This is a genomic window from Nitrospira sp. NS4, from assembly GCF_049546785.1.
In the GTDB taxonomy this organism is placed as follows: Bacteria; Nitrospirota; Nitrospiria; order Nitrospirales; family Nitrospiraceae; genus Nitrospira_D.
In genome coordinates, this window is the sequence record NZ_JBMWAN010000001.1 from 369,445 (window position 1) to 384,594 (window position 15,150).

Here is a 15,150-nt window from a genome sequence, read left to right on the forward strand (position 1 = left end):
GCTGTAGCGCTGTCGATGTACCCGTAGCCCCAGGCCTCACAAATAATCAGCGCCTCGCCTAGCTTCTGTTGACTCGGTTCAATCCAAGCGCTTTGACAGAGTCCCGCGCAGCCGCGCGGGCTTTGATGGCGGGATTGAGCAGCGAACCAGGATCGGCATGCACCCCGCGCTCGGACACCCGGCGGCACTGCCGGACCACCTCGTCCAACGACGTGCGCGCATCCTGTGCACGAGGATCTGACTCCGTGAGTTGCGTCATGAGCGTCTCGGCATGACGTGCCGCTTCCCCGCAATGATGGACGATGGCCTTCGCGTCGCCCATCCCCCCATGCGCCATCATCTCTTCGACATTCTTCATCAACCCGTCGGCATCCGCTTGCAGCTTGGATGGCTCCAACGCCATGGCTGCCGCTCCCCCCCAGACTGGGAGCAGCCCCACCGACGCACCCATCCCGAAGAGCAGGGCCGAGATGATCAATCCCCCGACTCTGACACGCAACAGCACCTGCATCATGTTAATACCGTCCCTTCCATTCCCTCGGCGTCGTGGTCAATTCATGATAGAGGCGATGGAACGCTTCCGTGGTGAGCTCGGGATTCCGGAGTTGCTCGAGCGCCGACCCGTTGATGGGGTATTCCACCGTATCGTCGTAATTCGACGAGGCGATCGTCACAAAGCGCGGGGGAAAGAGGCGTTCCGGCAAGAGAATACCTATGCCGAGATTGTACTTGAGCGCCAGCCGGATGACTTCCCGCGCCTTGTCCGCCGGCACCTCGCGACCGAGACCGATGTTCTGCGGAGGCTGCCCCATCCGCGCAAACTGAAAATGCACATTGGTCAGTCCCGCCTGCGCGAACTCCTCGGTCAGCTCCGCCACCTGAGTTCTGAATTGATTGGCGAGTACCACCTCGACACGGCTCACCGGAGGCGCCGGGGTTGCATCGGCAAAAGCCGTCAACGCTCCCATCGCGCTGAGAGAGAGCGCCATTGTGATACTACGCACAGCTCGATGCAGCTTCATGGTCTATCTTGCCTCAAAGGTGAATCCCACCGACGCACTCCCGTTTTCCGCCACCGTGATCTCTTGCGCACGCTCTCCGAGAATCGGATGCCAGGCCTTGATGCGATAGGTCCCTGCCGGGAGATCCTTGATGGAGAACGTCCCTTCCAGTCCGGTAATAGCATAATAAGGATTCTCTACCGCCAGCCCGTGGCCCTGCATATAGGGATGCATCCCGCATTGCATGGTCACACCTCTCCGGTTGCCGGTAAACCTGACCACATCACTGGTCCCGGCCTTGGTCAGGGCAGGGCGGTGAAACATGATGAAAATATATTCCCGATCTCGTTCGTAGAACTGCAAGTCGTGCGAAACCGAATCCAGATTGGTCACCCGAAGCGGACGTCCATTCCGCACGACTGAGACGAACGGGACGAACTGACACATATTCGCTTCAAGCGTGGTCTCTTGAAAGTCGAATGGCTTGCCCTTCTCAACTCCCTCAACTGTGACAATCACGTCTTTGAGCCCTTGATGGTCGCCGACCGACACCTCACGCAGCAGCCGATAGCCGGACCCGTCGGAAAGCGCCCCGCAATAGGCCCGATCGTAGTACCGGCGCAATTCGAAACGCTGGGGCAGAGGCAGATCCCCGGTAAATTGCACGGTTCCAGTGACCGTGCCGCCATTGGACACCGTCGTTTCTTCGTAGGCTCCGGCGGGGATCGCGCCCATGATCGAGGTACTCAGCATCAGGGCATAACAGCAGCTCACGACGCGTCGCGCACGTTTTGTCATATTCACCACCCTTCAAAAGATAGATGGGGGAGCCTGACGGCTCCCCCATGGCCTGAGTGATTCTGACCGGCCTGGCACCTCTATCGGCGGCATCCCCGCTTGTTAAGCAAGGATGCCGCCACGTTCACGCTTACTGTCCGATCATCGAAGTCCGCGAAGGACTCCCACCGCCGTTCTCCTGATCCGCCGTCTTCGTTGAGGGAACTTGCGGCGTCAACGGGAGAATCCGTGGATCCTCGACCGGAAGGACCTTGAAGAGGCCCCACTGCCCGGCATTGGCGAACGCCGGACGCTGGTTCTTCCACAAGTAATCGCCGACGATCTTATTTGGACCTCCGGCGCCTCCGGTGAGATAGGCGTTGATGATTTCGGATCCGCCGAACTCCATGGTGCTGACCTGGTCGGCACCCTGCATGTACGGCTCGTGCGGCCACTCGTGGCCGTCCACGGTGAACAACTGCACCTGCTCGCTGAACGCACCGAGCACGTGAATCGCCACCGGATCGCCGACATGCGCCTGCAATAGCGGCGTAGACGGCTCGTTCCCGGCCTTCACGCAGCTGAAGACCTCGGAGATGTCACAACCCTTTTCCATCCGCCAGGCAGTCGGCTCCGACCGGTAGTTCACCGCCGTAATACCGGCCACCTGCTGAATGTAGGGCATGAAGCTGACACCCACGATGTTATCCTCATCCTGGAACATCAAGGAGAAATCGCGGTAGTTCTTCCGATTTTCGTTCCCGGGGATCGTGCGATCCACGAGCACGTCGGCGCGCCAGCTGCTCTTCATCGTGATATCACCGCCCGTCACCGGATCGCGGTAGTGCGACCCCTTCGGGCCGACAATGATCGAACCAAACAGGCCGTTCCGTGGATTCTCCACCACGTTCCCCCAGTCTTGAATGAGGGCGGCCAGTTCCCCGTACTGCGGATGCGCGTAGTACGTGTAGGTTTTGCTCTGGCCCGGTGCGACCGTCTGATCGCCTGGGTTGTTGCCGACATTGGCGCCGAACGAATCCTTCGGATCGAACGCCATCATATCGACGTGGAATCCGGCCCGTTCCTTGGCCATCTCGTTCTTCAGGTTGATCTTGATGCAATCCCCGACGTTCACGTGCAGCGTCAGCGGGCTCGGCCGCAACTCGCCGGCCTTGACCCGTCCACGATCCTCGTCGAGCACATACATCTTGCCCTGCTCGTTCCCGAAGACCATCTTCCGTTCGAGATCGACTTCCATCACACCCGGCGCACCCTCGTGGTACCGGATGTTCTGGTCGATCGCCGACACGTTAAAGGACTTCACAGGCGCATCCGCCGGACAGACCGACGGCGCAGACTTCTGAATCTGCTCGCGGCCGGGCAAGGGCTTCAGGTCCCCCTGCAGCTCATCGAAGACCCGGAAGATGCCCCAGCTGCCTTCCGCGAAATGCGAGGCACGGCCGCTATAGTAGAGATAGTCGCCGGCCATCTGCTGCGGTCCGCCGGCGGCAGGAATCGCCGGATCGTACCGCTCGCCGATCACCAGGTGCACCGTGCTCCGGGGCATGGCCATGGTGCCGTACCGTTCCATCGGGAACCAGTGGCCCGTGACATGCCAGGTATGCACTTCGTTGGCGGATCCGACCAGCGCCCGAACAAGAATCGGGTCACCGAGATAGGACCGCAACAACGGGGTGCCCGGATCGCCGTGGATACCGGACACGAACAACTGCGAAGGATCCGGATTATTGGCCAGGCGTACGCTCAACGGTTCCACGCGCATGCTGTAGCCGCTTCCCGTCGTCGCCTCGCCGCCGTTCAGGAACGTCATCGCCGACTTGTTGATCCGCTCCGGGAACTGATGCGACGGCGGTCCGTCGACCGTGACCGCGCCCATTCTCGCCTGCGGATTGTCGGTCATGATCAACTCCGCCGACCGCGCATTGCTGTCCATGATGTGCATCATGACTTCACGGAAGCTGCCGCGGATATGGGCCGAGACCGGCTCCAGCGTGTGAATATCCGCGATGGGACCGCTGCGGATTTCTTTTCCAGTGACCGGATCGTGATAGGTCGAGCGCGGCGGCTCGGTGATGAACGCCGAGAACAGCCCGTGCCCCCAGGTATCGGTCCCGAACACGTGATCGTGCCAGTAGACCGTGCCCAGGTCCGCATCCACGTACCAGCGTTCGCGGATGAACTCCACGCTCGCGATATCGTTCTTCTTGTGCGCGTATTTCAAGGGCGCATCGAAGGTGATGGTATTGCCCTTGATGTCCTTGATCCGCGCGACTTCGAAATACTTCGGATCGTCCATGCCCACACCGAGTTCCGTATTCACGTGGAACTTGGACGGATTCTTCACCGTGATGCTGCGCGCACCCGCTTTCGAGTCCACCGTCAGCACCGTGTTCCCCGGCAACGGCATGCCCTTGTCCGGTTGCGGATCTTCCAGCATGGTGAAGGCCCGCAGCGACATATCGTACGAGAATCCGATCGTCGGACCGTCCGACGCGCTCGTATCGAATTGGAAGAAGTGCGGGTGGAGATTGATCTTGTTCGCCCATCCCGTCCGCGCATCGTCCGGGATTTCGTTTTTGAAGATCACATCGACGCAATCATGCACATTGCCGCGAATCACCAGCGGCACCTGCTTCTTGGGATTCTTGCGGACTTCGTCTTCCTCTTCGTGCAACACATAGATCATGCCGATCGGATCCACAATCGCGGCGGTTTTCGCCGTCGCCGGCTTGAGGGTAATCGGCAATGTGATCGAATGGATCGTAAAGTACTTGCGTGGAGCATTCTCGGGACAGAGGCTCCAGGGCCCCTGGGCTCCAGGCACGGGCGGCTCTGTGCCTCTCGTGCCATCTTCCCGGACCCGGAACGGCTCCAACCAGGGCGCGCCGCCATGATTGGGCGCAAACGGAGGCCGCTTCCCGAGATGCGGACGCAGCCAGGGGAATGCCAGCTTGCCCGTCTGCGGGTCGAAGGTGATCGCCGGCCGTTCATTCGGCGTCGGCGACACGTAGTCCGCCCACTTGTGGGGTGTCTCCGGCTCGTTGAGCGCGCGCACGCCGTCCCACTTCCAGTTCACGACGGTTGCATCGTGCGCCTGGGCCTGCTTGACTTGATCCTCGGTCTTGCCGGGCAAGCCTTGCGGAGGCAGCATGTACTCGACCCAGTCCTTGATCGACACCTTCACCGGATTGGCCTTCCAATCCGTTTTGTCCTTGGTGATCTCATACTTCTTCCCGCCGTACCAATCGACCGTGGTGCCGACCAGCTTGTCCGACGAGACCGCAAGCTTGATCTTCCCCTTGCGATCCGGTAGTTCGACCAGCGGCTTCATCACATCGGTCTGGAAGCCAGGCGATTGCAGCGTGTTGTACACGCGCCAGAACCCCCACATGCCCGTCACATAGTGCTGCGGAATGTGGCAGTGGAACACGAACTCACCGGCCAAGGCCTGCAATCCGCCCGAGCCGCCTTCGATGACTTCATCGTAGATCTCGGACGGACCGATCGATTGCACGTCCAGCCGATCCGAGGTATCGCTGATCGGCGGGAACTTCACCGGACCGCTCTTGGAGAGCGTCGGATCCAGCTTGCTCGTGCCGGGCTGTCTGGCCCAGCGGATCGAGCCGCCGTGCAGATGGTGCGAGTGCACAATCTCGGATCCGCCGACCATGCGGAACTTGGCCGGATCGCCGAGATAGGAGCGAGGAATCGTGGTCGCCGGGTCGCCGAACGTATAGGACCCATAGCCCTGCGATTCATCGGCGAACCCGACCAGATGCGCCTGTATTTCCAACCGTTCGCCGTGCGGTTCGCTGCGATAGTTGAGCAGGCGCGCCGCCGGCCGATAGGTGTCGGTGTGGGCATCGCGCTGCGGCAGCATGTCGCCCTTCCGGTCTAACAACCGGAATGTCTCGTCTCCCGCCTCATGATAAAAAATGACAAATTCGCGGAAGTCCGAGCCGTTCGCCAGATCGATCATGGCTTCCCAGCCGCTCTTCATCTCTTCGCCCGTAAACGGGCTCAGGAACCGGGACCCGCGCGGCTCGACCACGAGAGAACCCAGCAAGCCGAGCGAGTACTGATCTCTCGTCGCATGGCTATGAAAAGCGTGACCGCCTTCCTGCGTATCGATGGGGATATACCATTCATACTCGCCGGACTTTCCGGACGCCACCAGGGCGTCGGGATTGTTGGCGGTCGCCGGCTTGCCCGTGCTCGCCACGAGCATCTGGGAGCCGTTGATGATCATGTTCGTCGGTTCGTTCTCGATTTGATTCCGCAGCGTGATCCGCAGGCAGTCGCCCTGGTTCGCGCGAATGACCAGCGGCTGAATCAAATCACCCTGCAACCCGTTCGAAATGGCGCCGCCGGCAAACGTCGGATCTTCGCTGTCCCGGGCGGCCTTGTTCTTCGCTTCCTCTTCGCGCACCCCGGCCACGTTTTCGGTCAACGCATACATGAAGCCGGGATAAAAATCACCGAACCGGTTGACAGTGATTTCCACGTTCATCGCCGTGACATCGTAGGCGCGCACCGGTGCCTGCGCCGGACAGCGCGCACCCTGCGAGACCTGCACCTTGTCCGGATCGTCCGCGACCAGCAACACGCCCTGCTGCATGGCATGGGCGCTCGCCCCCCGGAACGGACCTTTGGTTTGCACCTCGCGCTCGATCTGCTCGATCGCCTTCGACATCTTGTCTTGCAGCACGGGACCAGCCGGCTGATGCACCGCCGCCCCATCCCCCGCGGCATGCCTGTCATGGGACACCGCCGCCCCGGCCGCCACCGCCCCGGCTAATCCGAGGCAGGTCGTCAGGCCTAGCACACCTGCTCGAACCCACTTGCTTGAAGAACCCATACGTTCGGCCTCCTCCTTACTGTCCGCACATGGTTCACGCACACCAACACTGCGCCCACTACATATGTTTAGGTCCGGTGAAGGCCAACTTTCATCGGAGGGATCGTCAGGAGGCCGGTCCTTCCTTTCCCGCTCCTCCACCAGACCAGTCTTCAACTCACACGAACCATCGAGTGCACATCTATACGTTGCGCAAGTCAGAGCAAATTGTGTTCCCTGCGCTCAATCAGGAACGTTTTTCTGTTTTCGTGGGAAATCGGGAAGATTCAAAGAACCCGGTGGAGCCACCAATGGGGCAGCGCTGTCCCATCAGAACAATCATCAGCGCATAACTGCTTGATGTTGGAGCAGTATCGAGTGACTACGAAGGCAGGCAGAATGGGGCGCTCACGCCCCTAACGCCTAATCGCCGGGTCCGCGCTGTTCACAATCCCCGCCGGACTTCTCGATGAGCTTGTGCTGATGACGGCATCGCATTATAGTGGCGCCATCTTTTTCCGGAATGCGATCGCCATGCAGCCCAGCCGCCGCGCCACCGAAGACATACGCCGACCTGCTGACTATCGACGCGTCATCGGCGGATTGCTCGGCGCATTACTCCTCAACGCCTCCGAGCTGTGCGCTGCCACGGCGGTGGCGACCGCTGCGCAGAGTCCTGATGAGGCCATCGCCGCATTCGCCGAGAGCGGACCGATGCTGCCCGTGGCAGAAGGCCTCTTCCTCATGGGGACCGTCCGTACCGGCCACGATTCGTTCAGCCTGACACTCCAATACGACGACACGGAGCAGCCCCAGCGCCGTATCTGGCTCGATCGTTATGAGATTGATCGGGACGAGGTGAGCCTGAGCGAGTACTTGCGGTGGCTGACACAGCAGCAACGACCGATCCCTGTCGAGATACGGACGCTGATTGAACATGTCACAACTGTCCATGCGCTGCGTCCGGACACCGTGGCCCGCTGGCCGGCGCTCTATGTGACGTGGGCGGAGGCGTTGGATTTTTGCCGCGCGCAGGGGAAGCGGCTCCCGACTGAAGCTGAATGGGAAAAAGCCGCGCGAGGAGAACGGGCCAATTTGTTCCCGTGGGGACAGCGGCCTCCCACGCCCGCACTTGCCATCTTCGGGCAATCTCACGCACACGAGATTCCCCTCGTCGCGCCCGTGACCGGCGGAAAAGAGGGACGCAGTCCCTACGGCCTGCACCATATGGCTGGCAATGCCGCCGAGTGGGTCGCCGATTGGTTCGGCATCGACTATTACATGACCATGCCGGGGCGGAATCCGCCCGGGCCGGCCACCGGCCGTTACAAAGTCGTGCGGGGAGGATCCTGGAAGAGCACGCCCGCGCTCCTGCGAACGGCCACCAGAAGCGGCGCACCGCCGGACCGGCGCGCCTCGACCATCGGCTTTCGCTGCGCGCGCTCCGTCACTTCCTCCGCTCTTCCGACACCATGAGGACCGCTATGCATTGGATCTGTGCGCTGCTTGTCATCGGGCTCAGTTTTGGCACGACACTCCCTGCCATCTCCTCCGCCCCATCTGGCCAAGAACACCCCGTCTGGAAAGGCTACACCAACGCCCGCTTCGGCTTTTCCGTCCGCTATCCCGCGACGTGGAAATTGGGCAACCCGCTGCCGGGCGGGATCGGCATCACATTCCAGCCGCCGATCGACCAGAGCCTGGTCGCCTTCTCCGGCCATATGAATCTCCTGGAGGGATCAAGCCAAGACAAACGGCAAACGCTCGGCGAATTTGCCACCGCCCATCGGCGGATCATCACCGACCTCTTCGAGAAACAGAAGGTCACGCTGACCTGGCAGAAGGAGCAGGACACGACGCTGGCCGGGTTTCCCGCCAAGCGCCTGGCCTTCACCTACCAGGATGAGCACCAGACCGCGATGCTGGAAGTCCACCTGTTTTCTTTGGGACGCAATGAAGGACGCGGGGTGCGCATCAAGGTGCCGGTTGCGGCACAGGCAGACCTGCTGCCGACAATCACGAAAATGCTGGAGATGTATCAGCCGGGACGAGACCAGAACGCGGTCAGCCCTCTGGCGCCGAAGCCCGACTCCCCAGGAGGCGCGCCGCGCTCATAACCTGAGCCAGCGGCGAGATCCCGTCGGTCTGCCATGAATCCAGGGCGTGATCACGCCCGCAGCCGGTCCGGCAGGTGGATGAGATCGATGGGAGCTCTTTCCGCAAGCATCGCCGCCAGCTCGACGACCTGCCGGAGTTCACGGACATTACCGGGCCAGGCATAGCGGCGAAGACGCCTGTATGTCCGGGGCATGATATCCGGACGAACAGGCGGTAGGCCGTAGGTACGGGCGAGGAAGGCTGCAAGAAACCATTCCGCCAGGGCGTCGATATCCTCGACACGCTCGCGCAGCGGCCGAAGCGCCAGCGGAACGACGCTGAGAGAGGAGTATAAATCTTCGCGGAACTCGCCTCTTGCGCAGAGGCGCTGCACATCCTGGGTCGAGCCGGCCAGCATGCGCACATCGACATCGAAAGACTGCGTTCCCCCGGCCCGTCTGCCGCGCCGTTCTTTCATCGTCCGCGCGATTTTCGCCTGCAACCGTGGGCTGAGGGCGTTGACCTCCCTCAGGAACAGCGTCCCGCCCTGCACCGATTCCAGCAGGCTAGGCTGCGAGCCGGCAGACGGCTCGGTGCCGAACAACTGTATATCCATCGCCGCCTCGTCGCAGCCCAGGCAGTCCACCGGCACGAACGGCTTCGACCGCCGTGCACTTCCCGCATGGATCATGCGCGCTACATATTCTTTGCCTGTCCCGATTTCACCGGAAATCAGAACCGCGGCTTCCGTACCTCTCACCCGCTCGATCACCTCCCGCACCGCCTGAGTGGCCGCGCTGTGCCCGATCAGGCCCCCTTCGTATGAGCTGCGGACGAGCAGGGCGAGGCCCTTGGTCGGAGGGATCGCAGACTCTTCCCCCTCTCTCGAATCACCGGTGGACTCCCCCAGGGCGCGCTGAACCACGGTTCGAAGCTCTTGCCCCGTAAACGGCTTGGCGAGATAATCGAACGCGCCGTGCCGCATCGATGCCACCGCGGTTTGAATGGACGCATACGCAGTCACCAGCACGACCCTAATGCCGGGATCGATGCGTTTGGCGGCCTTCAACAATTCGATACCGTCAAGGCCCGGCATCCGGAGATCGGTGAGCAGCACCTGGGGGCGTTCGCGCTGAATGGCCGCGAGAGCCCGGTGCGAATCGGCTTCGCCGACACACTCGTATCGGTGCCGACGCAACATTCTGCGGCAATTCTCAATCGCGTCAGGCTCATCGTCCACAATTAAGATTTTATCCGTTACCATCTTCCCCCCCCCCGCTCCTCTCATTCGCCACAGGCAGACCCCGCCGCGTAGGGATGCTCGTTCACCGCGCAAAGCCACGATAGCCTCAGGGCCCGTTCAAGCCGGCAATGTGAAGCAATTGCGATGCCGCAGAAAAGAAGGAGGTTTTTTGAGGGCTGACGGGGAAGACGGGACTGTGGCGCCCCATGCAGTACAACCACGCCCGAAACTTTTCAACCGTAAGAACCTGAGCGGGGTTCCCGCTAACTCGGTCCGCGAAGACCGTGACGCTTGACCATGCGCTCGATCGTCTTCCGGTCCACGCCGGCTTCTTGCGCCGCATTGCTCATGTGCCAACCATGGCGTTTCAGTAACTCCAGCAGAAAATTCCGCTCAAACGAGCGGACGACTTCCTGCTTGGCCTGCTTGTAGGAGGCCGATTCCTCGGCGTTGGATTCATCCGCTCGGGCCGCACGAATCCGCTCGGGGAGATGTTCGACCCGGATCATGGGGCCATCGGCCAGAGCCGCCACCCGTTCGATCACATTCTGTAGCTCCCGGACATTGCCGGGCCACGCATGCGCCTTCAAACAGGCCAAGGCGGCAGGCTCGAACGAGGGGACGGCATCGGCCCCGGCGCTTCTCCGCCCCTTGAACCGTGTCAGAAATTCCTGCGCCAACACCTGCACATCCCCCTCACGGTCCCGAAGCGGCGGCAGCACGATGGGAATCACGTTGAGGCGATAGTACAAGTCCTCCCGAAACTCGCCTTTTCGGCAGGCCTCCTCCAATTCACGATTGGAGGCCGCAATCACCCGGACATCAATATCAGCGTAGCGCGTGCCTCCCACCCGGCGGACATGCCGTTCCTGCAGCACCCGCAGGAGCCGCGACTGCAGCGTCTGGCTCATCCCGCTGACTTCGTCCAGGAAGACCGTGCCGCGATGGGCCACTTCAAACAGCCCGGCCTTGGCCGCATGCGCACCGGTGAAGGCACCCTTCTCGTGTCCGAACAACTCGGACTCCAGCAGCGAATCGGGCATGGCGACACAATCGAGCGGCATAAACGGCTGGCCGGCCCGTTCACTTTCATCATGAATGGCGCGGGCCACCAACTCCTTGCCGGTTCCGCTTTCGCCGTAGATCAAAATGTTCGCATCTGTCCGTGCGACTTTTCTGATAAGCCCCTTCACGTCATGGATGGCCTGGCTCCTCCCAAGAATGAGCTCGATGGCAGTCTTCCTGCCGCTGTCGGAACGCACCGCCGGTCCATCGAGACCGGCCCAGGAGGGGGCGCCGTGGCTCGTCTGACCCGCTTGTTCAAACGCCCGCTTGGCGACGTCCTCCAGATCCTTACTGGTGTAGGGCTTCAGCACGTAATCCAGCGCTCCATGTTGCATGGAGGCGACGGCCGTCTGAACGGTCGCATAGGCGGTCAGCAAGACGACATTGATCTTGGGATCCACCCGCTTCGCCTCGACCAAGACGCCGATCCCGTCGAGGCCGGGCATACGCAGATCCGTCAAGACCAGATCGGGACGCTCCTGCCGTATCCGTTGCACAGCGTGAAGGGGATCGTGTTCCGTCAGACAGTCATACCCCAATCGGCTCAAGATGCGGCGGCAATTGTCCAGCGCATCCACTTCATCGTCAACAATCAGTATCTTGCCTGCTCCCATCCGGCCTCCTGATGCGATTCCGCTACTGAGACAAGCGAGGGAAGAAAGACGGACGCCACGGCCCCGCGCCGGCCGCTTTCGATCTCAAGACGTCCGCGATGATCGGCCACGATCCCGTAACTGAGGAATAAGCCCAAACCGGTGCCCTGCCCCTCATCCTTCGTGGTAAAGAACGGATCGAAGATGCGCCCCAACATCTCTGGAGGAATGCCGGGGCCGGTATCCCTGATCCGGACCACGACCCAATCCCCTTCTTTGCCGGGACAGCCTTCGGACTGCACGGTCACGATGCCGGGCGGCGTTCCTTCTTGAGCCGCATCGAGCGCATTGTTGATCAAATTCAACATGACCGTTTCCATCCGGTCACGATCGCCCATAATCGGCGGCACTCCCGGTGACAACACCGATTCGATCCGCACCCCCTTGGCCGCAGCCCGGTCTTGCGTGGCCTCGATACAGGCCCGGAGGACGCAATTCAGATCCATGGGCTTCAGCACGGTGGCCGCCCCTCGGGACAACGCCAGCATGCTCTTCGTGACCCGGGAGATGCGATCGGCCTGGGTGCGGATCGCGAGCAAGTCCCGCTGCTGCTCCTCCGAGACCTGCAGCTGCGCCGCCTCAACCTCCATACACTCGATCCGGTTCAGGATGATGCCCAGCGGATTATTGATTTCATGCGCAATCCCGCTGGCCACCTTGCCCAGCGTGGCCAGACGCTCGGCGAACTGCAACTGTTTGAGGTGCTCCGTCACTTCGGCGGTTTTCTCCTCGACGCGCCGGGCCAGATCGGCATTCAAGGCTTCAAGCTCCGCACGCGACTCCTTCAGCCGGTCGGCCATGCGATGGACGGCGGCGGCCAACTCTTCGAACTCGTCGCCGGTTTGAATATCCAGGGGCCGGTCAAAGGTGCCTTGACTGATGGCCTCCACACCGGTTTGCAGAATCTGAATCGGCTGCGCGATTCTCGACGCGACGTAGCGGCCCATCGCCCACAGCAATCCCAGCATGACCAGGCCGATGGCCGCCAGATTCCGGACTTGATCCCGGATCGGCGCGTAACTCTCTCCCGGCTGTTGCCGGACGAAGATATGCCAGGAGTTGTCGGGTAGTGCGAGGCCGGGGACCGGCGCAAAGCCCACGACAGTATCCGTGGCCCCATGCCCGTCGTTCTCCGCAATACCCCATCCGGGCTGCGAAGACACAATCATCGTCATCAATTGACCGGGAATACGATGTGCCTGCCGGGGCAGGATGGGACAGACCAACGGATTGCCCGCCGCATCGAACAGCATCGCATGGCCGGTCTGTCCGATCCGGATTTGATTGATCATCGCGAAGAGCGTATCGAACCGGTACGAGGCTTTGACCGCCCCGATGATGGTGTGCTGCCGGTCATCGAGTATCGGAACGGCAATGTCGATGGTTTCCTCCGGTGTCCTGAACGACCCCTCTTGTGCCGGGATCAGTCCGCTGACATAGACCTGATCGACGCCTCCCGCATGAATGGCCGTCCACCAGGGCTCATTGCCAAAGGAATAATGATCGGGTTCGGAACTTGCCGCGACAAGAGCCCCATGCCGGTCGGCAATCAACAGCCCGACCACCTTGTCGCCGTCACGCACCTTGGTTTCCAGCAGAAAATGCGATAGTTCGGCATTCAACAACCGCCTGACGCCATCTCCGCCTTTCTCCCAGGCCTGCACCCGCTCCGCAATGAGCGCCTGTGCCGTATTCGGATCCATGGGATAAGACTGGTTGGCCACTTCAACCGGCTGGCGCACACGCAGCGGCGCCGAACCAAGCAGCCGCACACCCTGGACTTCACTCTGCACCAGCATCGTGACGCGATCCGCTGCCTGCACCGCCACGGCCTGGAGATTGCCTCCGATCACATCGCGCAGCGAACGCATGCCCGACACATAGGCCAGGACAAGGCCAATCAGCAGCGGGATACAGCCCACCAGCACGATGGCCAACACAATGCGTCCGCGTATGGTTCTGATTTTCATCGCTCGCTTCTCACACCGAGCGTCATTGTACGCAACAGGCTGGAAAAAACTCTAGCCCGACGAAAGCGGACCAGGACGAGACTGGAAGGAATGCGCTACTCGTCGTCGGCCTTTTTGAGCCTGCGATCGAGGGCAAACCGCGTTAGGCCGAGATGCTTGGCCGCCAGGCTTTTGTTATAGTCCGCCAGACGCAACACCTCATCGATCAAGGCCCGCTCGACATCGATGAGCGTCTGTTGTCCCAACTTCATCTCGACTCTCACCACCGCGTCGCTTCCCGTTCCCGCTGCCACCGCGACCTTCGCCACACTCTCCTGTAGCTCACCCGGCAGACAATTGGGCGTCAGCGTCCGTCCCTGGCAGAAGATCATGGCGCGTTCGAGGATGTTCTGCAGTTCGCGGATATTGCCCGGATAAGCATAGCGCTCGAGCATCCGGCATGCATCGGGATCCAGATCCGGCACCGGCTTGCCGAACTCTTGCGCGAACCGGACAAGGGCACGCCGGGACAGGGGCAGGATATCTTCCGTGCGCCTCCGCAGCGGAGGGAGTTCGAAGGCCACGACATTGAGTCGGAAATAGAGATCCTCGCGGAAGGCTCCGCGCCCAACCTCTTTCTTGAGATCCCGATTGGTCGCCGTAATGAGACGGAAGTCGACCCCGAGATCGTCGGTCCCGCCGAGGCGCCTGAAGGAACGCTCCTGAATCACGCGCAGGAGCTTGGCCTGCATTGACTGATCGAGGTCCCCGATTTCGTCCAGAAACAGCGTGCCGCCTTCCGCCTTTTCAAGCAGGCCCAGTTTCCGTTGATTGGCGCCGGTAAAGGCGCCTCGCTCAAACCCGAACAATTCGCTTTCGAACAGCTCCTTGGGAATCGCGGTGCAGTTCACGCCGATGAACGGCCCCGACGCACGCGGACCGTTGTGATGAATGACGCGCGCGAAAAACTCCTTGCCCGTTCCCGTTTCGCCAAGCAGCATGACCGACGACTTGGGATTCTCGGCTACCTCGCGCACCTGTTCGAGCAACTGCTTCATGACATGGCTATGGGCTTCCAGATTGCTCAACTGGTACTGGCTCTCCTGCCGGCCCAGTTCCGACTCCAGACGACGGCGGAGGGTCACAACATCCAGCACCCGCGCCACGACCGGATCAATGCCCTCCAGATCCACCGACTTGATCAGAAAATCGTACGCTCCCAGCTTCATCGCCTCCACGGCGTCCTGCACGGTCCCGTAGGCCGTCAACATGATCACCGTGGCGGACGGAGCCAGCTGCCGCACCTGTTTCAACGTGTCGAGCCCGTTCAAGCCGGGCATTTTCAGATCGAGCAGCACCAAATCGGGCAGGTCATGTTGCAGCGCGTCGAGCAGCGCTTCGCCTGATTCATACCCCGCGACGCGATGCCCCTGCCGGGTCAGCCGCTTGACGATCGCGGAACGAATGGCCTGTTCATCGTCGGTCACAAAAATGACTGCGCGCATCG

General features: G+C 61.3%; 10 protein-coding genes. 2 read left to right on the forward strand and 8 right to left on the reverse strand.

Translation table 11 applies throughout. From position 1 onward, the window contains the following. Window positions 1-58 precede the first annotated feature (58 nt). The 4 genes from ACO9S2_RS01695 to ACO9S2_RS01710 all read right to left on the reverse strand — a co-directional run bounded on the left by ACO9S2_RS01695 (window position 59) and on the right by ACO9S2_RS01710 (window position 6,657). Window positions 59-514 (reverse strand): hypothetical protein, encoded by a 456-nt coding sequence (locus tag ACO9S2_RS01695; RefSeq protein ID WP_423720053.1) that lies wholly within the window; start codon window positions 512-514, stop codon window positions 59-61. A gap of 1 nt (window position 515) precedes the next feature. Further along, window positions 516-1,022 carry a hypothetical protein gene (locus ACO9S2_RS01700; RefSeq protein ID WP_423720055.1) on the reverse strand — a complete coding sequence of 169 codons (507 nt, stop codon included), beginning with the start codon at window positions 1,020-1,022 and terminating at the stop codon, window positions 516-518. A gap of 3 nt (window positions 1,023-1,025) precedes the next feature. Continuing rightward, on the reverse strand, window positions 1,026-1,799 hold the full coding sequence (locus tag ACO9S2_RS01705; protein WP_423720056.1) for a carboxypeptidase regulatory-like domain-containing protein: 774 nt from the start codon (window positions 1,797-1,799) through the stop codon (window positions 1,026-1,028). Between the two features lie 130 nt (window positions 1,800-1,929). Beyond that, window positions 1,930-6,657, reverse strand: a complete 4,728-nt coding sequence (locus tag ACO9S2_RS01710) for a multicopper oxidase domain-containing protein (RefSeq protein WP_423720057.1) — start codon at window positions 6,655-6,657, stop codon at window positions 1,930-1,932. 462 nt (window positions 6,658-7,119) lie between these two features. Here ACO9S2_RS01710 and ACO9S2_RS01715 point away from each other — a divergent pair, with 462 nt between their 5' ends. Then, the gene (locus ACO9S2_RS01715; protein ID WP_423720058.1) at window positions 7,120-8,112 is read left to right on the forward strand and encodes a formylglycine-generating enzyme family protein; all 993 of its coding nucleotides are present in this window, start codon (window positions 7,120-7,122) and stop codon (window positions 8,110-8,112) included. Between the two features lie 8 nt (window positions 8,113-8,120). After that, window positions 8,121-8,753, forward strand: a complete 633-nt coding sequence (locus ACO9S2_RS01720; RefSeq protein WP_423720059.1) for a hypothetical protein — start codon at window positions 8,121-8,123, stop codon at window positions 8,751-8,753. Window positions 8,754-8,803: 50 nt separating this feature from the next. On the opposite strand, the gene ACO9S2_RS01725 is transcribed toward ACO9S2_RS01720, so the two are convergent. The 4 genes from ACO9S2_RS01725 to ACO9S2_RS01740 form a co-directional block, all read right to left on the reverse strand. Beyond that, a complete protein-coding gene (locus tag ACO9S2_RS01725) occupies window positions 8,804-9,997 on the reverse strand; it encodes a sigma-54-dependent transcriptional regulator (RefSeq protein WP_423720060.1) in 1,194 nt (397 codons plus the stop codon). 242 nt (window positions 9,998-10,239) lie between these two features. After that, a complete protein-coding gene (locus ACO9S2_RS01730) occupies window positions 10,240-11,655 on the reverse strand; it encodes a sigma-54-dependent transcriptional regulator (RefSeq protein ID WP_423720062.1) in 1,416 nt (471 codons plus the stop codon). Further along, window positions 11,634-13,664 (reverse strand): sensor histidine kinase, encoded by a 2,031-nt coding sequence (locus ACO9S2_RS01735; protein WP_423720063.1) that lies wholly within the window; start codon window positions 13,662-13,664, stop codon window positions 11,634-11,636. Before ACO9S2_RS01735 ends, ACO9S2_RS01730 begins: the two co-directional genes overlap by 22 nt. 95 nt (window positions 13,665-13,759) lie before the next feature. Next, a complete protein-coding gene (locus ACO9S2_RS01740; RefSeq protein WP_423720065.1) occupies window positions 13,760-15,148 on the reverse strand; it encodes a sigma-54-dependent transcriptional regulator in 1,389 nt (462 codons plus the stop codon). Window positions 15,149-15,150 lie beyond the last annotated feature (2 nt).